Source organism: Polaromonas eurypsychrophila (assembly GCF_014641715.1).
GTDB classification, from domain to species: Bacteria; Pseudomonadota; Gammaproteobacteria; order Burkholderiales; family Burkholderiaceae_C; genus Polaromonas; species Polaromonas eurypsychrophila.
This window is the reverse complement of record NZ_BMIG01000011.1, coordinates 11,757-32,514: the sequence shown is the minus strand read 5'-3', so window position 1 is coordinate 32,514 and position 20,758 is coordinate 11,757. Positions and strand designations below refer to the sequence as shown.

Below are 20,758 nucleotides of genomic sequence, written 5' to 3'. Positions count from 1 at the left end.
GCGCGCGGCGCGCAGGACACCGGAATGCACTTGTGTGCATGAGGATTCCGAGCACCGCGCAACGCCGCAATTCGCCCACAAAATGGATTTATGGGAATGCCCAACGATGATCATTAGCAGTCTGCTGGATACCGACCTCTACAAGTTCACCATGATGCAGGTGGTGCTGCATCAGTTTCCAGGGGCGCAGGTCGAGTACCGTTTCAAGTGCCGCAATGCCGGCGCGGCCGGCATCGGCGATCTGGCGCCATACGTCCGTGAAATCCGCGAAGAGATAGGTCTGCTGTGCAGCCTGCAGTTTCAGGATGCCGAACTCGCCTACCTGCGCGCGATGCGTTTCATCAAAAGCGATTTCGTTGATTTTCTGGGGCTGTTCCGCCTCAATGAAAAATACGTCAGCGTCACGGCGCTGCCCTCTGGCGAAATCGAGGTGGTGATCGAGGGCCCCTGGCTGCACACTATCCTGTTCGAGATCCCGGTGCTGGCGATCATCAACGAGGTGTATTTCCGCAACACGCAAAAACTTGCCGACGTGACGCAGGGACGCAAACGCCTGGATACCAAGATCGGGCAGTTGCAGGCCAATGGCTTGGCTGAGTTGAAAATTGCCGACTACGGCACGCGCCGCCGCTTTGGCAAGACCTGGCACGAGGAAGTGCTGCGGGCCCTCAGTGCACGGCTGGGCACGGGTGTCACCGGCCAATTTGCCGGTACCAGCAATGTGCTGTTTGCGATGAAGCTCGGGCTGACCCCGTTGGGCACCATGGCCCACGAGTATTTGCAGGCCTGCCAGGCCTTGGGTCCACGGCTGCGCGACAGTCAGGTGTTCGGCTTCGAGTCCTGGGCGAAGGAGTACCGGGGCGACCTCGGTATTGCGCTGAGTGACGTTTACGGCATGAGTGCCTTCCTGCGCGACTTCGACATGTATTTTTGCAAGTTGTTCGACGGCGCGCGCCATGACAGCGGCGACCCGTTCGAGTGGGGCGAGCGCATGCTGGCGCATTACGCAAAAAACCGGGTTGATCCCAAAACCAAGACGCTGATCTTCAGCGACGGCCTGACCGTGCCGCGCACCATCGAGCTGTATTCGCAGTTCAAGGGGCGATGCCAACTGGCTTTCGGCATCGGCACCAACCTGACCAACGACCTTGGCTACGAGCCACTGCAAATTGTCATCAAGATGGTGCGCTGCAATGGTCAACCGGTGGCCAAGCTGTCGGACACGCCATCGAAAAACATGTGCGACGACGAAAAATACCTTGCTTACCTGCGTCAGGTTTTTGACATCGCCTCACCGGGATAATTGTGGAGGTGGATGCCTTTCATCCTTCGTCCAACAACTATGGAGACACCATGAAAAGCTCACGATGGGCCGCCGTTGCGGCTTTGTTGTTTGTCTGGCCCGGTTTGGCCCAGGCGGCAGACTTTGACGGCAGCCAGCTATCGCCGCTGTGGGGCGTGCCTTTCGCCGGCTTGTTGCTGTCCATCGCACTGATGCCCTTGCTGGTGCCTGCGTTCTGGCACCACCATTTTGGGAAGGTTTCGGCGGCCTGGATACTGGCGTTTTTTATTCCCTTTGCGGCGATGTTCGGGCCTTCATTGGCAGGCATCAGCCTGGTGCATGCGCTGGTGGCAGAGTACATCCCCTTCATCATCCTGCTGACGGCGCTGTTCACGGTGGCCGGCGGCATTTTCATTCGTGGCAATTTGCACGGCAGTCCCGGGCTTAACGCTGGCCTGTTGCTGATCGGTGCCGTGCTGGCAAGTTTCATGGGTACCACCGGCGCCTCGATGCTGATGATCCGGCCGCTGATCCGCGCCAACGACAACCGTAAACACAGCACACACATCGTGGTGTTTTTCATTTTCATCGTGTCCAATGCCGGCGGCTCGCTGACGCCGCTGGGCGACCCCCCGCTGTTCCTCGGATTTTTGAAGGGGGTGGATTTTTTCTGGACGCTCAAGCACATCTTTCCGGAAACGCTGTTCCTGATCGGCAGCCTGCTGGTGATCTTTTACCTGCTTGACAGCTGGTATTACCGCAAGGAAGGTGTCCAGTCGGTGGACCCGACGCCGGACACCCAGCGGCTGGGCTTTGACGGTGCCTTCAACTTCGGGCTGCTGGTAGCGATTGCCGGCCTGGTGCTGCTCAGCGGTTTCTGGAAGTCGCCGCTGGTGTTTGATCTCTTCGGTACCGACGTCGGCCTGCCTGGCCTGGTGCGCGACGCGGGCCTGATTGCCATCGCGCTGCTCTCGCTCAAGCTCACTGCAGCGAAGGTGCATGAGGACAACCAGTTTTCCTGGGGGCCCATGGCCGAGGTGGCCAAGCTTTTCGCCGGGATTTTTCTGACCATCATCCCGGTGATTGCGATGCTCAAGGCAGGTGTCAGTGGGCCTTTCGGCGCCGTGGTATCTGCCGTGACGCAGTCTGACGGCCAGCCCGATCCGGCGATGTATTTCTGGGCCACCGGTGTCCTGAGTTCGTTCCTCGACAATGCACCGACCTATCTGGTGTTCTTCAATACAGCCGGCGGCGACCCTCAGGTCCTGATGACCACGCTGGCCCCGACATTGGCGGCGATTTCAGCCGGTGCGGTGTTCATGGGCGCCAATACCTATATCGGCAATGCGCCCAATCTGATGGTCAAGGCGATCGCCGAGGACCGGGGTGTCAAGATGCCCAGCTTCTTCGGCTACGTGGTCTGGTCGGGTGCGGTGCTGATCCCGCTGTTCATCCTGATGACCTTCATCTGGTTCCGATAATCCCACCCTCCTTCTTTTCAACCAAGAGACATCTTCATGAGCAAACCCAAAATCCTCGTCGCCCGCGCGATTTTTCCGGAAATTATCAGCCGGCTGGAGCAGCACTTCGAGGTGGAAACCAACCAGTCGGATGCCATCTGGTCCAAGGCCGAGCTGGCCGACAAACTCAAAGACAAGGACGGCGCCTTCACCACTGGAGGTGACCGCATTGATGTCGAGGTGCTGGCGGCCTGCCCGCGCCTGAAGATCTGCGCCAACATGGCCGTGGGTTACAACAACTTTGACCTTGACGCGATGACGGCGGCTGGTGTGTTGGCCACCAACGCGCCAGACGTGCTGACCGAAACTACGGCCGATTTCGGCTTTGCATTGCTCATGGCAACCGCGCGCCGCGTCACCGAGAGCGAGCATTTCCTGCGCGCGGGCAAGTGGAATAAATGGAGTTTCGACATGTTCGCCGGTTCCGACATCCACGGCAGCACGCTGGGCGTGCTGGGTATGGGCCGCATCGGGCAGGGCATTGCCAAGCGCGGCGCGCACGGCTTCGGCATGAAAGTTATTTACCATAATCGCTCCCGTCTGGACGCCGCGATGGAAGTCGAATGCAAGGCCAGCTACGTGAGCAAGGAAGAGCTCTTGAGAACCGCCGACCATGTGGTGCTGGTGCTGCCGTATTCGCCAGCTTCCCACCACACGATCGGTGCGGCCGAACTGGCGATGATGAAACCCACGGCGACGCTGGTGAACATCGCGCGCGGCGGCATTGTGGACGATGCGGCGCTGGCCAAAGCCCTGCGAGATAAAACCATTGCGGCCGCCGGCCTGGACGTGTTCGAAGGCGAGCCCAAGGTACACCCCGACCTGCTGACCGTGCCCAACGTGGTGCTGACGCCGCACATCGCCAGCGCCACCGTGCCCACGCGTATGGCGATGGCGAATCTAGCGGTGGACAACCTGATCGGGTTCTTCAAGGACGGCAAGCCGCTGACACCGCTGAACCCTGCGGTGTTGGCCACCTAAGGACCTGACTTGATCGAACTGTGGATACTCATTGCCCTGGCGCTGACCATCCTGGTCGCCGTCATCGTGCTGCTTGTGCGCAAGCCGGCGGTGCAGGACAGTGGCCGCGCCGAGTTGCTGGCCGCCAGCGAGCGGCTGGAGCGCGAGCTGCGGCGCGAGATCAGCGAATCCTCGCGCGGCGCACGCCAGGAGATGACGCACAGCCTGGCGACCTTCCAGGAGACGTTGATCAAACAGGCGGCCGAAGCGACGCGGACCCAGAACACGCAGATTGACGCCTTTGCCCAGCAGCTCACGCTGTTGCAGAAAACCCTGTCCGACACCCTGAGCACCCAGTTGCAGTCGGTCAGTGAATCGAATGCCAGGCGCATGGTGGAAGTGCGCGAGACGCTGGAGCAGCAACTGGCCCAGTTGCAGCAAACCAACTCGGCCAAGCTCGACGAGATGCGCAAGACGGTGGATGAAAAGTTGCAGACCACGCTGGAGACACGCTTGGGCGAAAGTTTCAAGCAGGTCGCCGACCGGCTCGAACAGGTGCACAAGGGCCTGGGCGAGATGCAGTCGCTGGCGGTCGGCGTGGGCAACCTGCAGCGTGTGCTGACCAACGTGAAGACCCGCGGCATGTTCGGCGAGGTCCAGCTCGAGGCCCTGCTTGAGCAGGTGCTGACCACCGACCAGTACGCCAAGCAGGTCGAGACCAAGCCGCGCAGTGGCCAGCGCGTGGACTTCGCCATTCGTTTTCCGGGCCGAGGTGATGACGGCTCGCCGGTGTGGCTGCCGATCGATGCGAAATTTCCGCGCGATGACTATGAGCGCCTGCTCGACGCGCATGAACGCGTGGACCCGGCCGCAGTAGAGCAGGCCGGCAAGGCGCTGGAGGCGCGCATCCGCAGCGAGGCCAAATCGATTGCCGAGAACTACCTGGCCGCGCCGCACACCACCGACTTCGCCATCCTGTTCCTGCCGGTCGAAAGCCTGTATGCCGAGGTGCTGCGCCGCCCCGGCCTGATGGACGCTATCCAGCGCCAGCACCGCGTGACACTCGCCGGGCCGACCACCTTGCTCGCCATGCTTAACAGCCTGCACATGGGTTTTCGCACATTGGCGCTGGAGCAGCAGGCGTCCGAGGTCTGGAAGGTGCTCGGCGCGGTCAAAACCGAGTTTGAGCGTTATGGCGAATGGGTGGCACGCATCAAGGAACAGGTGGCGAAAGCCTCGGACACGCTGGACAAAGCCGACACTCGCGCCAAGCAAATGCGGCTGGCCCTGCGCAAGGTCGAGGCTTTGCCCGACGCTGAATCCCAGGTGCTGCTGCCACCGGTGGCCGACACCGACGCCCTGGACGATTGACCTCCATTCCGTGATTTGCTACTGATTTGATAGCTACTTACGCAATATGGATATGGGCTAGAGACCGATTGTTTCTTCATGACGCCTGAACTGGCCCGCCTGATCCTCGCGCAGGTCTGCTTGCACGCCTGCATGGCTGGCACCCGCATGGCGGCACCGCTGCTGGCGCTGCGCGAGGGTTACAGCCCGGCGGCCGTCGGTGTGCTGCTCGCTATGTTTGCCCTGACCCAGGTATTTCTGGCGCTGCCGGCCGGCCGTTTTGCCGACCGCCATGGCCTGAAGCGGCCCATCGGTTACAGCGTGATGGCCGCCGTGCTGGGGGCCGGCTTGGCCGTCGCCTTCCCGGTGTTTCCGATGCTGTGCCTGGCGGCGTTGTTGACGGGCGGTGCCACTGGCGTGGCGGTGATTTCGCTGCAGCGCCATGTCGGGCGCGCTGCGGCGGGGGCGCTGCAACTGCGGCGCGTGTTCAGTTGGCTGTCGATAGGGCCGGCCGTCTCCAACTTCATCGGCCCCTTCACGGCGGGCCTGCTGATTGACCATGCGGGCGCCTTGCCCAACAGCACCACCGGATATCGTGCGGCTTTCCTGCTGATGGCGGTGTTGCCGCTGGCCAGCTGGTTGCTGGTACGGCCCACACGCGAACTCCCGCCGGTGGTGGTCGAGCCAGGCAGCACGCCGGCCAGTGCCTGGGACCTGCTGCGCGACCCGGCCTTTCGCCGGCTGATGCTGGTCAACTGGTTTTTGTCGTCCTGCTGGGACGTGCACACCTTTGTGGTGCCGGTGCTAGGTTTTGAAAAAGGCATCAGCGCCTCGGTCATCGGTTCCATCCTGGGCGCCTTTGCCGTGGCCGCCGCCGTCATCCGCATGGTTATGCCGCTGCTGGCCGCGCACCTGCGCGAATGGCGCGTGATGGTGGGCGCGATGCTGATGACCGCGGTGCTGTTCGGCGTCTATCCCTTCATGGGCACGGCGCTGGGCATGGGCGTGTGTTCGGTGCTGCTGGGGTTCGCGCTGGGCACGGTCCAGCCCATGATCATGAGCATGCTGCACCAGATCACGCCCGAGGCCAGGCATGGCGAGGCGCTGGGCCTGCGCCTGATGGCCATCAATGCCTCGAGTGTGCTGATGCCCATGTTGTTCGGAACGATGGGCGCGGTGATCGGTATTGCCGGCGTGTTCTGGGCCACCGGTGCGGTGGTCGGCGCCGGCGCGCGCGCGGCCTGGCTGCTCAAAAACGACTAGAGCTGATAAAAGGTCTTGATCGCGTCCCACGCGACCTGCGGGTCGTCGACATATTCGAAGAGCTTCAAGTCTTCCGGCGAAATTGCACCTTCCTCGATCAGCACATCAAAGTTGAGCAGGCGTTTCCAATAGTCGGAGCCGAACAGGATGATGGGCACCGGCTTGGCCTTGCGGGTTTGCACCAGCGTGATGACTTCGAACAGCTCGTCAAGCGTGCCGAAACCACCGGGAAAGGCCACCAGCGCCTTGGCCCGCATCATGAAATGCATCTTGCGCAGCGCGAAGTAATGGAACTTGAAGCTCAGCGAGGGCGTGACGTAGGGGTTGGAGCTTTGCTCATGCGGCAGGGCGATGTTCAAGCCCACGGTAGGCACACCCATCTCATGCGCGCCGCGGTTGGCCGCTTCCATGATGCCGGGCCCGCCGCCAGTGCAGATGAACAGCTGCTCGGCCGGTGGCCGGTGTTTGCTGTGGGTCGCCACCATACGGCCGAACAGCCGCGCCTGCTCGTAATAAGCTGCATTGCGCACATGGCGCTCTGCCAGCGCCATGGCCTGCGCATCGCCGCTGTCACGAGCCAGCTTCAGGGCTTGTTGGGCCTGTTCAGGGGCCGGGAAACGCGCGCTGCCGAACACCACAATGGTGTTTTCAATGCCCTGGGCCACCTGCTCCATGTCCGGTTTGAGCATCTCGAGCTGGAAACGGATGCCGCGCGTTTCGCGGCGCAGCAAAAACTCTGGATCCGCAAACGCGAGGCGGTAGGCGTCGGCCTGCAGCGGGTTGCCCTGGTCGGCATGCGACTGCAGCTCGGCCCAGGCATCGGCGAGACGGTTTTCGTTCAGGTCTTGTGTGTTTTCCATGATCGCATTGTGTATGAAGGTCGGAAGGCGGCGCTGCGTGCACGGTACCCAAACAAAAAGGCTCCACGGGGGAGCCTTGTTGCAGGGGGCAAAGTCGCTGTTTAAACGCGCTTGCGGTATTCGCCGGTGCGGGTGTCGATCTCGACGACATCGCCCTGGGCCACAAAGATGGGCACGCCGATTTCAAAACCGGTTGCTAACTTGGCGGGCTTGAGCACCTTGCCGGAGGTGTCTCCCTTGACGGCGGGCTCGGTCCAGGTGATCTCGCGCTGAACGCTGGTGGGCACTTCGACCGAAATCGCCTTGCCGTCATAAAAAACGACTTCGAGCTCCATGCCGTCTTGCAGGTAGTTCAGCGCGTCGCCCATGTTTTCGGATTCGACTTCGTACTGGTTGTATTCGGCGTCCATGCAGATGTACATCGGGTCGGCAAAGTAGGAGTAAGTGCAGTCCTTCTTGTCGAGGATGACCTGGTCCACCTTGTCGTCGGCCTTGAAGACCTGCTCGGTGCCGAAGCTGCCGATCAGGCTTTTGAGCTTCATGCGTACGGTGGCAGAGTTGCGCCCGCCGCGGCTGTATTCGGTCTTCAGCACAACCATCGGGTCCTTGCCGTGCATGATCACGTTACCGGCGCGTATTTCTTGAGCGATTTTCATAACAGTTCTTACTTGAGGCTGGGCCGCTGGACGGTGGTGAAGGAGGCTGGTCCTGCGGCAGGTTGTGCGGCCGGCCCGATCGGGACTCTGTCGCAAAGCCCCTGATTTTAGCTTTTTTTTGCCACAAATTCGAGCAGCTGGCTGCCAAGGTCCGCCTGACCCAGCAGACGCTGCCTGACCGCGCTGCTGCATTCAATCCAGCCCGAACGGTCAACGGCGGGTAGATCCCGCCCAGGGCCATTCCAGGCCCGATGGAAGGCGCGTAGCGAGGGCGGCGCGTCCAGCATGCCCAGGAAAGCCTGCAATTTGGCCTGGTGGGCCTGGTCGTCTTGCGGGTAAATCTGCCAGACAAAGGGCTTGCCGGCCCATAACCCTCGCACTACAGAGTCTTCGCCGCGCACGAAGTTGAGGTCGCAGGCCCACAGCAGGTGGTCAAAATCAGTCTGGCTCAAGAGTGGCAGGTATGAAATTGATAGCAGTCCAAGTCCATCCGACATGGGCCGTAGCCATTTTCGATCACTAAACACCGCGTGGACCGCGCTTGCTGCGCGTCCAGCGGCCACCAGAAGTCGCACCGGCTCGCCGGCCAGTCCCGCGTGCGCAAACTCATGCAGCAGGGTTGCCAGGGCAGGGGGTTCGTAGCAGAACAGGCTCACCAGTTTTTCGCCGGCCCAGGCGATGTGCTGCGCGGCCAGCCAGGCGACCCGGTCGAAATCCGCCTGCCGCTGCTGCAGGCCGGGCTCGCGCAGCAGGCCACCTGTGGCCGTCGTGAAACCAGGGTAAAAAAACCACTTGGTCCAGCCCGCTGCAGGGCCGTGCTGCACCGGCGAGGGCAGCGCGTGGCTACGTTCCACATACGACTCGGCGGACAGGTATTCGACGTTGATCCACACAGGTTTTGGTGCTCCAATCTTCTGCTGATCTGCGCACGCCGCTATGAATTCAGGGGCAATCTCGCAGCCGAAAGACTCCATCAGCACTTCGCAAGGCGCGCTGCCCAGGCGCAGGACGTTCAGCCCCAGCGGTTCCAGCCAGGGCAGCACCGTGACGCCAGGGTGTCCAGCGGGTGCCATCCATTCCAGCGCCGAGGCATCATCGACCCACAGCCGCACCTGCTGGCCACGCGCGGCCAGGTCGGCGCTGAGTCGCCAGCAGACACCGATGTCTCCATGGTTGTCGATGACTTTGCAAAATATGTCCCACTGCCGGCTGCGATTCATCTCCGGATTGTCCACAATACGGGTACCTTCACGCTCACCATGACCGCTCCCCACGAATTCGATCCCCAACTGCTCAGCGAAGTTGCGGCCCTGCCGGCGATGCCCGGCGTCTACCGTTATTTCGATGCGGAAGGCGGTGTGCTGTATGTCGGCAAGGCGCGTGACCTGAAAAAACGCGTTTCCACTTATTTCCAGAAAAACCACGGCGGCACGCGCATCGGCCACATGGTGACGAAAATTGCGCGCATGGAGACCACGGTCGTGCGCTCCGAGGCTGAAGCCTTGCTGCTGGAAAACAACCTGATCAAGTCGCTGAACCCGAAGTTCAACATCCTGTTCCGCGACGACAAGAGTTACCCCTACCTGAAGCTGGCGTCCCACAGCTTCCCGCGCGTGGCCTATTACCGCGGCGCAGTGGAGAAAAAACACCGCTATTTCGGGCCCTATCCGAGCGCCTGGGCGGTCAAAGAAACCATTTTGCTGCTGCAAAAGGTGTTCAAGCTGCGTACCTGCGAAGACACGGTGTTCAACAACCGCACCCGGCCCTGCTTGCTGTACCAGATCAAGCGCTGCTCGGCGCCCTGTGTCGGTCATGTGACGCCGGAGCAGTACGCGCTGGATGTCGCCAACGCCGAGCGTTTTTTGCAGGGCCAGGCCGAAGAGATATTGACCGAGCTCGAAAAGCAGATGCGCGGCCATGCGGAAAAACTGGAGTTCGAGCAGGCCGCCGAGCTGCGCAACCAGATGTCGGCGCTATCCAAGGTGTTGCATCAGCAGTCCATGGAAACCGGCGGCGACAAGGATGTGGACATCCTTGCCGTCAAGGTGCACGGCGGCAAGGCCTGCGTGAACCTGGCCATGGTGCGCGGTGGCCGGCACCTCGGCGACCGACCGTACTTCCCGACCCATGTAGAGCACGCCGCCGACCTGGCCGGGCTGGATGGCGACAGTCCGCAGCCCGCTGGGGCCGAAGCGGCGGGCAAGATAAAAAGCCTGGAGGCGCTTGTGCTGGAGGCCTTTGTCGCCCAGCATTACATTGACGTGCCGGTGCCGCCGGTGCTGGTGTGCAGCCAGCCGGTGGACAAGGAATTGATCGCCGCGCTCATCATGCAGACCGGCAACAAGGTCACGGCGATCCACCAGCCGCGCGAACAGCGCCGCATCTGGCTGGAGATGGCGCAAAAAAACGCCGACCTGCAACTGGCCCGCCTGCTGGCCGAGCAGGGCTCGCAGCAGGCCCGAACACGCGCGCTGGCCGAGGCGCTGGAGTTGGCCCTGGACAACCTTGACGCGCTGCGCATCGAATGCTTTGACATTTCACACACGGCCGGCGAATCGACCCAGGCCTCATGCGTGGTGTTTCACGGCCACAAGATGCAAAGCGCCGAATACCGGCGCTACAACATCGACGGCATCACGCCGGGCGATGACTACGCCGCCATGCGCCAGGTGCTGATGCGCCGCTACAGCAAACTTGCCGAAGCGGCGCGCAACAACACCGCCCGCTTGCCGGATCTGGTGCTGATCGACGGCGGCAAGGGCCAGGTCTCGATGGCGCGCCAGGTGTTCGAGGAGCTCGGTCTGGATCTGGGCCTGATCGCCGGCGTGGAGAAGGGCGAGGGCCGCAAGGTCGGGCTCGAGGAACTGGTGTTTGCCGACGGTCGCGAAAAGGTTTACCTAGGACGCGATTCCGCCGCGCTGATGCTGATTGCCCAGATCCGCGACGAGGCGCACCGTTTTGCCATCACCGGCATGCGCGCCAAACGCGCCAAGGTGCGGGTGGGCGCCAGCCGGCTCGAAGACATCGCCGGCATAGGCCCGAAACGGCGCGCCAACCTGCTGCAGCGTTTTGGCGGTATACGCGGCGTGACGTCTGCAAGCGCAGAGGACATTGCAACGGTAGAAGGCATCTCACGCGAACTGGCTGAAGAGATTTACCGCGTCCTGCATTAGCTGCCCATCGGCTTTTGACCACGAAACCAGGTGAAAGGCGCGGTAATTGAGGGGCGCTGCAGACCCCGTCAGCCGACCTTCTCCGGCTCATGCCAAAATCGGGAGATGTTCCTGACCATACCCACGTTGATGACCTGGACCCGCATTGTTGCGATTCCGTTGATTGTGGGGATTTTCTACATCGACATCGCACCGGAAAAGGCCAACCTGATCGCCACCGTGATGTTCGTGGTGTTTGCTGCGACCGACTGGCTGGACGGCTATCTGGCCCGCAAACTCAACCAGACCTCGTCCTTTGGTGCTTTTCTTGATCCGGTGGCAGACAAATTCCTGGTGTGCGCCTCACTGCTGGTACTGGTCCACCTGGACCGCATCGACGTGTTTGTGGCGCTCATCATCATTGGCCGTGAGATCGCGATTTCCGCGCTGCGTGAGTGGATGGCGCTGATAGGCGCGACCAAAAGTGTGGCAGTCCACATGCTCGGCAAAATAAAAACCACGGTGCAGATGGTGGCCATTCCTTTCCTGCTCTACGACGGGGATTTGTTTGAGGTCATCGACACCAACCTCTGGGGCACCTGGCTGATCTGGCTGTCGGCCATCCTGACCGTCTGGTCCATGATTTATTACCTGAAAAAAGCCATCCCGGAAATCCGCGCCCGCGCCAAATGACGAGGCCTGCATCGAATGACGCCCTGATCCGGGCGATGCCTGCCGTCTTTGTGCTGATCTGGAGCACCGGTTTTATCGTCGCCAAATACGGCCTGCCTTATGCGCCGCCGCTCAGCTTCCTGGCGATACGTTATGCGTTGTCGCTGCTGTGTTTCATTGCCTGGATTGTCATCTCGCGTGTTGCCTGGCCCGCCAGCCGTGTGCAGTGGCTGCACCTCGCCGTCACTGGCATCCTGATCCACGCGGGTTATTTGAGCGGGGTCTGGTCGGCCATCAAGGGTGGCATGGGTTCGGGCCTGTCGGCTTTGGTGGTCGGCCTGCAGCCGGTGCTGACGGCGGTCTGGGTCTCGCGGATGGGTGATTCCAGCCAGGCTGAAAGCCGGGTCAGCGCACGCCAGTGGCTGGGCCTGGTGCTGGGCCTGGCCGGTTTGCTGCTGGTGGTCTCGCGCAAATTCGGCGCCGGCAATGAAGCCACGCCTTACACCCTGGGTTTTGCTGTGTTCGCGCTGCTGTGCATCACGGCCGGCACCCTGTACCAGAAGCGTTTTGTCCGGTCTGCCGATGTGCGCAGCGCCAATGCCATCCAGCTCGGCGCAGCCTTGCTGGTGACCCTGCCTTTTGCGCTGCTGGAGACCGAGCCGGTGCAGTGGACCGGCGGCTTTGTCGGTGCGCTGGCCTGGTCGGTACTGGGCTTGACGCTCGGAGGCAGTTCCCTGCTGTACATGCTGATTCAGCGCGGCGCGGCAACGGCCGTGACCAGCCTGCTCTATCTGGTGCCGCCAACCACCGCGCTGATGGCCTGGCTGCTGTTTAGCGAAGCCATCACGGTGGTCACGGTGGCCGGCACGGCGCTCACGGCGCTGGGCGTGAGCCTCGTGGTGCGGCCCGCAAAGACGCCGTCGTAGCCTTCCACGGCGCGCTCTGGAACTGCGCCAGCAGATGGTCGATCAGCAAACGGATGCGCCGCGGTGAGTCTGCGCGGTAGGGTGCCAGCCAGTGGATGTCGGCATCTGGCATCGCATAAGCCGGCAGCACGCGCACCAGCGCGCCGCTGGCCAGTTGTGACGCAATATCCCAGAGGCTGCGCAGCATGATGCCGTGTCCCGCGACACACCAGTCGCGTACCAGTTCGCCTGAATTGCTGGCCAGCGGCCCGTGCACGCGCACCCGCACCGGTATTTTGTCGCGTTCTTTTTGCAGGGGCCAGACATCGAAGCGCTGACCGCTTGCACTGCCGTTTTCGCGAACGATCAGGCAGGCATGGTTTTGCAGGTCTTCCAGACTGACCGGCGCGCCGTGCTGGCGGATGTAACGCGGCGCGGCCACCAGCACACGCTGGTTGCGCGCCAGCCGGCGTGACACCCACTGGGCAGCTTGCCGCCCCTCAACTTGCCATAGCCAGACAGCGCCATCGAAGCCCTCTGCGGCCAGGTCCGGCAACTGTTCAGTCAGCTGCAACTGGATGCTTATGCGCGGGTAACGCTCCTGAAAGCTCGCCAGTGCCGGCCCCAGCCATAGCCTGCCAAAGCCCAGGGTGGCGGCCAGCCGGATCAAACCGGTCGGTTCAGCCTTGCGTTCCTGCAGTTCCGCCTCGAGTTCGATAAAGCCGCGCAGCAGCACCAGCGCGCGTTCGCACACCGTCTCGCCTTCAGCGGTCGGACTGACGCGCCGGGTGGTTCGCTGAAACAGGCGCTGGCCCAGGCGCGCTTCCAGCGCGGCGAGCCGCTTGGTGACGACTGGGGGTGCCACATCCAGGCTGAGGGCAGCCGCGCTCAAGCTGCCATGTTCGCGCACGGCCAGTACCAGTTCCAGATCGCTACGCTCCATTCATGCCTTTATGGAAACAATCAATTGCCTGATTATTGCTTGAATTGACCTCTGCAATTGCGCAGAATCAGTCCACGCATGAAAACTCCAGAGACACGCATCATCGCCACGGGGGCAGCCTGTGTTTAAAGGGTTTGTTTCGCAGGACGTCACGGGCCCGGCCGGCGTGTTGCGTACGCTGCGTAGCGGGCAGGGCGCGCCGCTGCTGCTGATTCATGGTCATCCGCAGACCCATGTGATGTGGCACCGTGTGGCAAACGATCTCGCCAGTCACTTCACGGTCGTGTTGATGGACTTGCGCGGTTACGGTGATTCAGCACGACCCGCCGCGGACCCCGAGCACGCCACTTATTCCAAACGCGCGATGGCGCTCGATGCGCTGGCCGTGATGCGCCATCACGGTTTCGAGCGTTTCCAGGTGCTGGCGCATGACCGCGGCGCGCGGGTGGCACACCGCCTCGCGGCTGACCATCCTGCGGCGGTGCAGCGCATGCTGCTGCTGGACATCGCGCCCACGCTGGCCATGTACAGCAATACCACCGAAGGCTTTGCGCGCGCCTACTGGCACTGGTTTTTCCTGATCCAGCCGCCGCCCCTGCCTGAAGCGCTGATAGGGACAGACCCGGTGCGCTACCTCCACAGCGTGATGGGCAAGCGCCACGCCGGCCTGGCTGCGTTTGCTCCCGAAGCTCTGGCCGAATACGAGCGTTGCGTGCAAATTCCGGGCAGTGCTGAAAGCATCTGCGAGGACTACCGTGCCTCCGCCGGTATCGACCTGGCGCACGACCGTGACGACGTGGCCGCGGGTCGCAAGCTGGCAATGCCGCTGCGTGTGCTCTGGGGCGAACACGGCGCGGTGGGTCAATGTTTTGACGTGCTGGCCTTGTGGCGCGAGCGCGCCCTCGACGTCTCGGGACAGCCGCTGCCTTGCGGTCACTATATTGCGGAAGAAGCGCCGGCCCATCTGCTGGACCAAGCCCTGAATTTTTTCACCACTTGAACCCAAGGAAACACCATGAGCAAGAACACCGGCAAGAAAAGAATAGCGGTCATCGCCGGCGATGGCATCGGCAAGGAAACCATGCCCGAGGGCATTCGTGTGATGGAAGCGGCTGCCTCGAAGTTCAACATCGACCTGCAGTTCGATCACTTCGATTTTTCGAGCTGGGACTACTACGAGAAGCACGGCCAGATGATGCCGGACAACTGGAAGGACCAGATCGGCGGGCACGATGCCATTTATTTCGGCGCCGTGGGATGGCCCGAAAAAATTGCAGACCATGTGTCGCTGTGGGGTTCGCTGCTGCTGTTTCGCCGTGAATTTGACCAGTACATCAACCTGCGGCCCGCGCGCCTGATGCCCGGCATCATCGCGCCAGTGGTGCGCCGCGATGGAAGCGCGCGACTGCCAGGCGAGATCGACATGTACATCGTGCGTGAAAACACCGAAGGCGAATATTCCAGCATAGGCGGGCGCATGTACGCTGGCACCGAACGTGAAATCGTCATGCAGGAAAGCGTCTTTTCACGCATTGGTGTGGACCGCGTGCTCAAGTTCGCGTTCGAGCTGGCGCAATCGCGGCCTAAAAAACACCTGACCAGTGCAACCAAGTCCAACGGCATTGCAATCACCATGCCTTACTGGGATGAACGCGTGGTCGAGATGGCCAAAAACTACCCTGACCTCAAGCTCGACAAGTTTCACATTGACATCCTGACCGCGCACTTTGTGCAGCGACCGGACTTCTTTGATGTAGTGGTGGCCAGCAACCTGTTTGGCGACATTCTCAGTGACCTGGGCCCGGCGTGTACCGGCACCATCGGCATTGCTCCCAGTGCTAATCTGAATCCGGAGCGCAAGTTCCCGTCGCTGTTCGAACCCGTGCATGGATCGGCGCCCGACATTGCGGGTCGCAACATCGCGAACCCGATCGGGCAGATCTGGTGCGGCGCGATGATGCTGGAATTCCTGGGTCACAAGGAGGCGCATGACGCCGTGCTCGCCGCGATTGAAAAAGTGCTCAGTCCCCAGAGCGGTGCGCCGCGCACACCGGACCTCGGTGGCAAGGCGAGCGGCACCGACCTCGGCAAGGCCATCGCGCAGGCGCTTGCCTGAAGCAAAATGGCTTGTCTCGCGACATCCCTGAATACTGGGTGTGCATATGAATATGCGGAGAAAGCGCAAAAAAAAAGACTAGAATCCGCCACCGCACGTTGTAAAAATCTGATGTTGTATTGACACGGTTGGAGTCCATGGCTCTAATTGGAATCAGCAGACGATCTGCACATGCCGCTCCCGCTGGTATCTTTTTACAGGTATTCGGGGGAGATATTCAAGAGACAACCAGATTAACTTCATCAACGAGGGGCTCCTTGTGAACAAGACTGAACTGATCGAGCACATTGCCAAACATGCTGATATTTCCAAAGCGGCTGCGACGCGCGCACTGGAGTCAACCATTGGCGCTGTCAAGTCAACCCTGAAAAAAGGAGGCTCCGTGTCTCTGGTGGGTTTTGGCACTTTTGCAGTGGGCAAACGTGCTGCCCGTACCGGCCGTAACCCGCGTACCGGCGATGCGATTAAAATCAAGGCAGCCAAAGTGCCCAAGTTCCGTCCAGGCAAAGCGCTTAAGGACGCCCTGAACTGATGCAGATGAAGTAAAAGTTGAGGTGGGGTGCTTAGCTCAGTTGGTAGAGCAGCGCCCTTACACGGCGTAGGTCGGCGGTTCGAGCCCGTCAGCACCCACCAGAAACTGAACAAAGGCGAACAGATGGTTCGCCTTTTTTTATGGATGGCTGGCGTAAAAATTTGTTAGCAATGCCGGTTGACGGCCGCACAGGAAATTCGAGATGTTTGATTTCATTCGCAAGCACACCAAGGTCACCATGGGCTTGCTGTTTTTGCTGATTGTTCCGTCCTTTGTGCTGTTTGGCCTGGACGGCTACAACCGGTCGGAGCAAAACACTGCCGTGGTCGCACGCGTTGATGGTCGGGACATATCGCAGACCGATTGGGACCTTGCGCACCGGAACGAGGTCAACCGCCTGCGCGCTTCCATGCCTACCATCGATGCCAAGTTGCTGGATTCTCCGGAAGCCAAATACGGCACGCTGGAGCGCCTGGTACGCGACCGCGTGTTTGCTGCGGCGGCTGCCCAGAGTGGCCTGGTGGTGCCCGACCAGAAGCTGCAGCGCTTGTATGCCGAAGACAAAGCGATTGCCGCTTTCAGGTTGCCCGACGGCAAATTTGATCGCGCCGGTTTCTTGTCGCAGACCGGCATGACGCCCGAGGCCTACGAATCCGGCCTGCGTTCCGAGCTCGCAACTCGGCAGGTGATGCTGGGCGTTGCCGGCAGCGGTTTCGCCGCCAAGGGTGCTGCTGCCGTGTCGCTCAATGCTTTTTTTGAAAAGCGTGAGGTGCAGGTTGCACGGTTCAATACCCTCGAATACGCGGCCAGGGTGAACCCGAGCGAGGCCGAACTTGAGCAGTTCTACAAAAACAACTTGCCCCTGTTCCAGGCGCCGGAGCAGGCAGACATCGAATACGCCGTGCTCAACATGGATGCCGTGACGAAAGGCATCACGCTCAATGAGCAAGACCTGAAGACCTACTACGAGAAAAACACGGCCCAGCTCGCGGCCAATGAAGAGCGCCGTGCCAGCCATATCCTGATCGAGTCGCCGGCTTCTGCGGCGGCAGCGGATCGCCAGAAAGCCAGGGAAAAAGCCGATCAACTGCTGGCCGCCGTGAAAAAAGCACCGGACTCGTTTGCCGATCTGGCCCGTAAAAATTCCAGCGACACCGGCTCCGCTGCCAATGGTGGCGACCTTGATTTCTTTTCGCGCAAGGCCATGGTCAAGCCGTTTGCCGACGCAGCTTTCGCGATGAAAAAAGGCGACGTCAGCGATGTGGTGGAAACCGAGTTCGGCTATCACATCATCAAGCTTACCGACATCAGGATGCCCAAACAAAAGACATTTGAAGAGATGAGGCCTGCGTTAGAAACCGAATTGCGGCAGCAGCAGGCACAGAAAAAATTTGCCGAGTCGGCTGAGGCCTTCAGCAATGCGGTGTACGAACAGTCAGACAGCTTGCGTCCGATTGCCGAACGCCTGAAGCTCGAAATCAGAACCGCCAGCAAGCTGACCCGTACACCGGTCGCCGGCGCCACTGGCGCATTGGCCAACCCCAAGTTTCTCGAAGCGCTGTTCTCACCGGATGCGGTGGAGAGAAAGCGCAACACCGAAGCGCTGGATCTTGGCGGTAGCCAGTTGGTGTCGGGCCGCATCACGCAACACACCCCGGCGCGGGCTTTGCCTTTGGCCGAAGTGAAAGACCGCGTGCGCGAGCGCCTGCAGCAGCAACGCGGTGCCGAGATGGCGCGCAAGGACGGTGCCGAAAAGCTCGCTGTCTGGAAGGCCAACCCTGCCGCCGCCGCCTTTCCCGCTGCCGTGGTGATCTCGCGTGAGCAGGCGCAGCAGTTGCCCATTGCAGCGCTGAAGGCTGCACTCAGCGCCGATACCACGGCCTTGCCGACGCTGACAGGTGTGGACCTGGGTGCCCAGGGTTATGCGGTGGTCAAGGTGCTCAAAGTGTTGCCGCGCGCGGCCCCTGCGCCGGCGCTGGCCCAGCAGGAGCAGACCCAGTACACCCAGTGGTGGACCTCGGCGGAGAGTCTGGCTTACTACAACATCCTGAAAGAACGCTTCAAGGCCGACATCACGGTGCCGCGGCCCGCCGAGCAGAAGCTTGGCGCTTAAAGCCGTACGCGAAGCGGATAAAGCGCACAGTTCTCGTTATAATTTGAGGTTCCGGTGGCTGTAGCTCAGTTGGTAGAGTCCAGGATTGTGATTCCTGTTGTCGTGGGTTCGAGCCCCATCAGCCACCCCAATCACCCCAAGAGTTTTTGTAAGTCGTTGATTTCCTTGTAAATCAATCACTTACGGCCAGATATAAAGTCTGGTTGTTACACGGCCTGTCACACAACTACGTGGAGCAGGACCTTGAAAGCACTCTCAGAAAATCTATACGAACGCGGTAAAAACGGCACCAAATACTGCCGTCTCCGTATCCCAGCTGCGCTATTGGCGGCGTATCCTCCCAAAAAAACGCACATCACTCGCAGTCTGCATACGTCCGACCTGCGTGAGGCCAAAAAGCGCCTCAATGTCGAAATCAACCAGATAGATTCCGAATTCGCCCTGCATCGGAATGCATTGAAGGAAAAGCAGGTCCTCTACGCCAGGAAAAAGCTTGACGCCTTGTCCGAGGAGCAGCTCAAAGCGTTGGCGGAGCACTGGGTTCGCCAAGTACTGCTGAGTGACGAGCGACTGCGTAGCGAGGAACTGGACGACGCAGAGTTCGACGAATTGGGGGAGAAACTGGAGCAGCAGCGCGCTGAACTCGGGCGAATGCTCGCCACGGGTCGTTCCGACAGGATTTTGCCGGCCATGCACGGTTTTATTCACCTTTGCGGACTTGACGTCGAGTTGTCTCCGGAGGAGTCCAGGCGGGCCGGGGCTGCTTTTCTGCGTGCCGTTGTGACCTCATTGGACTATCAACGAGCCCGGCAGAGTGGCCAGGTCGTGAATACCAATGACGTTGCACCTGTCACCCCAACGCCCATGGAGCTCGCCGCCAGTGACGCTGCCAAGTCGTCAGAGCAAGGACCCAGTTGGGATTCAATATTCGCTGTGTGGCGACTATGTTAAAAAGCGGCCCAAAGGCACCACTATTGCGACTCAAACGCCATGGCGTGAACTGCAGAAATTGGCCGCAGAAAATGGTGTGGGCCACCCAGGCGACGTCACTCCCGAACTGATGCGAAAGTTTGTGGATGAGATGGCCGTTCGGGTGTGCTGGTCAAGTTATTTCGCACAAGCCGATAGGTAGTTTGAATGCCGATTGTTGCTCGAACGTATTGGGTGGCAAGTTGCCCAGTTTTGAGTGCAGACGTACGCTGTTGTAAAAGCTGACGATGTAGTTGGCGATGTCACTCGTGGCCTCAGCATGATTGGCATAGTCGCGCTGCCAGACGCGCTCCATCTTTAGGTTCAGGAAGAAGCGCTCCATCACCGCGTTGTCCCAGCAGTTGCCCTTGCGGCTCATGCTACCGACCAGGCCATGCTTGGCCAGCAGCGCTTGGTTTGCGGCGCTTGCGTACTGGCTACCTCGGTCTGAATGCACGATCAAGCCCGCCGCCGGCTGGCGTTGCACGATGGCCTGTTGCAGTGCCCGGCACACCAGAGCCGCCTGCATGCCCGGGGCCATCGCCCAGTGTTTGCTATCGGTCGCGTGCACAAATTTGCGCCTCCACGTCGAGCGTAGACCGTGCTGGCGCATCAAACGGCGCAAGCGGTAGATGCCCATCACAACGCCTCTGGACGCCACTGCCGTGCGCAAGCGCCGACTGCCGTAAGCGCCTTCACTGGCGGCAAACGCCGCCTTCAAATGAACGCTGGCTTTGCACACCGCAGCTTGAGATTGGCTGCGTTTGCGGGCCGCGTAATAGCCAGACCGGCTGACCTCCAGCACGCGACACATCTGCTCCACCGCCACGGCCCTCTGTTGCAACTGGCGCACAAGCTCAAAGCTCATCGCAGTTGCCGGGCAAAGAAGGCCGATGCTTTTTTTAGGATATCGACGTCGCCTCGCAGACGCCGGTTCTCGGCTTCGAGCTGGCGTATACGCTGCTGCTCAGCGGTCAATGGTTTGCCGATACCAAGCTGCCCTAGCTGTTCAGCATCGACCTGTGCCAGCCAGCGTCTCACCGCCGTCTCGCCCAGCTTCATGTCCCCACAAACCTCGCCAATACTCAGTCCTTGGGCACGGATCATCTGCACCACTTGCAACTTGAAGCTCGCGTCAAATACTCTTCGTTTCGTTTTCGTCACTTTTATTATCCAGGTGATTTACACCTATCTATGTGTACGAATTCATTAGACCAGGACACACATCCAAACAGACGTTTGCGCAGAAGGTTTCACTTCTAACTACGGACAACTACCCAGAGAAATACAACTCCATCCCGGCAATCAAGCATCTCAACAGTCTTCGGAACAAGTTCAGTCACAACATCGACTTCAAGATCACTGAAGCGGGCCTTCTTCCTCTCTCCCAATATCTGAAGAAGTGCTGTGACCCATATCCCGAGCTACCGACCGAGCCGAAGGAAATACTGGATCTCTTCACCTC

Annotated in this window: 17 protein-coding genes, 2 tRNA genes and 1 pseudogene; 15 read left to right on the top strand and 5 right to left on the bottom strand. The window is 60.6% G+C overall.

The window, feature by feature from the left end; translation table 11 throughout:
• The first annotated feature begins 106 nt into the window (after nucleotides 1–106).
• The 5 genes from pncB to IEX16_RS14385 all read left to right on the top strand — a co-directional run bounded on the left by pncB (nucleotide 107) and on the right by IEX16_RS14385 (nucleotide 6,375).
• Nucleotides 107–1,303, top strand: a complete 1,197-nt coding sequence (gene pncB / locus IEX16_RS14405; protein ID WP_188709181.1) for a nicotinate phosphoribosyltransferase — start codon at nucleotides 107–109, stop codon at nucleotides 1,301–1,303.
• A 50-nt stretch (nucleotides 1,304–1,353) separates the two neighbouring features.
• The gene (locus IEX16_RS14400) at nucleotides 1,354–2,763 is read left to right on the top strand and encodes a sodium:proton antiporter (protein WP_188709180.1); all 1,410 of its coding nucleotides are present in this window, start codon (nucleotides 1,354–1,356) and stop codon (nucleotides 2,761–2,763) included.
• Nucleotides 2,764–2,799: 36 nt separating this feature from the next.
• Complete coding sequence (locus tag IEX16_RS14395) at nucleotides 2,800–3,783, top strand: 2-hydroxyacid dehydrogenase (protein ID WP_188709179.1); 984 nt, start codon at nucleotides 2,800–2,802, stop codon at nucleotides 3,781–3,783.
• 12 nt (nucleotides 3,784–3,795) lie between these two features.
• Nucleotides 3,796–5,133, top strand: coding sequence for a DNA recombination protein RmuC (locus IEX16_RS14390; RefSeq protein ID WP_188709266.1), 1,338 nt, complete (start codon nucleotides 3,796–3,798; stop codon nucleotides 5,131–5,133).
• Between the two features lie 78 nt (nucleotides 5,134–5,211).
• Complete coding sequence (locus IEX16_RS14385) at nucleotides 5,212–6,375, top strand: MFS transporter (RefSeq protein ID WP_188709178.1); 1,164 nt, start codon at nucleotides 5,212–5,214, stop codon at nucleotides 6,373–6,375.
• On the opposite strand, the gene IEX16_RS14380 is transcribed toward IEX16_RS14385, so the two are convergent.
• The 3 genes from IEX16_RS14380 to earP form a co-directional block, all read right to left on the bottom strand.
• A complete protein-coding gene (locus IEX16_RS14380) occupies nucleotides 6,372–7,235 on the bottom strand; it encodes an LOG family protein (RefSeq protein WP_188709177.1) in 864 nt (287 codons plus the stop codon). The two genes, IEX16_RS14385 and IEX16_RS14380, sit on opposite strands and share 4 nt — an antisense overlap.
• Before the next feature lie 101 nt (nucleotides 7,236–7,336).
• Nucleotides 7,337–7,891, bottom strand: a complete 555-nt coding sequence (gene efp, locus IEX16_RS14375; protein ID WP_188709176.1) for an elongation factor P — start codon at nucleotides 7,889–7,891, stop codon at nucleotides 7,337–7,339.
• 107 nt (nucleotides 7,892–7,998) lie between these two features.
• Complete coding sequence (earP, locus tag IEX16_RS14370) at nucleotides 7,999–9,111, bottom strand: elongation factor P maturation arginine rhamnosyltransferase EarP (RefSeq protein ID WP_188709175.1); 1,113 nt, start codon at nucleotides 9,109–9,111, stop codon at nucleotides 7,999–8,001.
• 39 nt (nucleotides 9,112–9,150) lie between these two features.
• Here earP and uvrC point away from each other — a divergent pair, with 39 nt between their 5' ends.
• The 3 genes from uvrC to IEX16_RS14355 all read left to right on the top strand — a co-directional run bounded on the left by uvrC (nucleotide 9,151) and on the right by IEX16_RS14355 (nucleotide 12,641).
• Nucleotides 9,151–11,064 carry an excinuclease ABC subunit UvrC gene (gene uvrC, locus IEX16_RS14365; protein ID WP_188709174.1) on the top strand — a complete coding sequence of 638 codons (1,914 nt, stop codon included), beginning with the start codon at nucleotides 9,151–9,153 and terminating at the stop codon, nucleotides 11,062–11,064.
• A 105-nt stretch (nucleotides 11,065–11,169) separates the two neighbouring features.
• On the top strand, nucleotides 11,170–11,736 hold the full coding sequence (gene pgsA / locus IEX16_RS14360; protein WP_188709173.1) for a CDP-diacylglycerol--glycerol-3-phosphate 3-phosphatidyltransferase: 567 nt from the start codon (nucleotides 11,170–11,172) through the stop codon (nucleotides 11,734–11,736).
• On the top strand, nucleotides 11,733–12,641 hold the full coding sequence (locus tag IEX16_RS14355; RefSeq protein WP_505811289.1) for a DMT family transporter: 909 nt from the start codon (nucleotides 11,733–11,735) through the stop codon (nucleotides 12,639–12,641). Before pgsA ends, IEX16_RS14355 begins: the two co-directional genes overlap by 4 nt.
• On the opposite strand, the gene IEX16_RS14350 is transcribed toward IEX16_RS14355, so the two are convergent.
• On the bottom strand, nucleotides 12,589–13,563 hold the full coding sequence (locus tag IEX16_RS14350) for a LysR family transcriptional regulator (protein WP_188709171.1): 975 nt from the start codon (nucleotides 13,561–13,563) through the stop codon (nucleotides 12,589–12,591). The genes IEX16_RS14355 and IEX16_RS14350 overlap by 53 nt on opposite strands.
• A gap of 166 nt (nucleotides 13,564–13,729) precedes the next feature.
• On the opposite strand from IEX16_RS14350, the gene IEX16_RS14345 reads away from it, so the two are divergent.
• From IEX16_RS14345 to IEX16_RS14315, 7 genes are all read left to right on the top strand, one after another.
• A complete protein-coding gene (locus tag IEX16_RS14345; protein ID WP_229676364.1) occupies nucleotides 13,730–14,563 on the top strand; it encodes an alpha/beta fold hydrolase in 834 nt (277 codons plus the stop codon).
• Between the two features lie 15 nt (nucleotides 14,564–14,578).
• Nucleotides 14,579–15,679 carry a tartrate dehydrogenase gene (locus IEX16_RS14340; RefSeq protein ID WP_188709169.1) on the top strand — a complete coding sequence of 367 codons (1,101 nt, stop codon included), beginning with the start codon at nucleotides 14,579–14,581 and terminating at the stop codon, nucleotides 15,677–15,679.
• A 259-nt stretch (nucleotides 15,680–15,938) separates the two neighbouring features.
• Nucleotides 15,939–16,211 carry an HU family DNA-binding protein gene (locus tag IEX16_RS14335; protein WP_188709168.1) on the top strand — a complete coding sequence of 91 codons (273 nt, stop codon included), beginning with the start codon at nucleotides 15,939–15,941 and terminating at the stop codon, nucleotides 16,209–16,211.
• Between the two features lie 25 nt (nucleotides 16,212–16,236).
• Nucleotides 16,237–16,312 (top strand) — tRNA-Val (locus IEX16_RS14330).
• 101 nt (nucleotides 16,313–16,413) lie between these two features.
• Complete coding sequence (locus tag IEX16_RS14325; RefSeq protein WP_188709167.1) at nucleotides 16,414–18,324, top strand: SurA N-terminal domain-containing protein; 1,911 nt, start codon at nucleotides 16,414–16,416, stop codon at nucleotides 18,322–18,324.
• Between the two features lie 54 nt (nucleotides 18,325–18,378).
• Nucleotides 18,379–18,454: transfer RNA gene (locus IEX16_RS14320), tRNA-His, on the top strand.
• A gap of 113 nt (nucleotides 18,455–18,567) precedes the next feature.
• Nucleotides 18,568–19,275 (top strand): DUF6538 domain-containing protein, encoded by a 708-nt coding sequence (locus IEX16_RS14315; RefSeq protein ID WP_188709166.1) that lies wholly within the window; start codon nucleotides 18,568–18,570, stop codon nucleotides 19,273–19,275.
• Nucleotides 19,276–19,426: 151 nt separating this feature from the next.
• Here the strand turns inward: IEX16_RS14315 and IEX16_RS14310 are convergent.
• Nucleotides 19,427–20,400: pseudogene (locus tag IEX16_RS14310) on the bottom strand (IS3 family transposase).
• Nucleotides 20,401–20,758 lie beyond the last annotated feature (358 nt).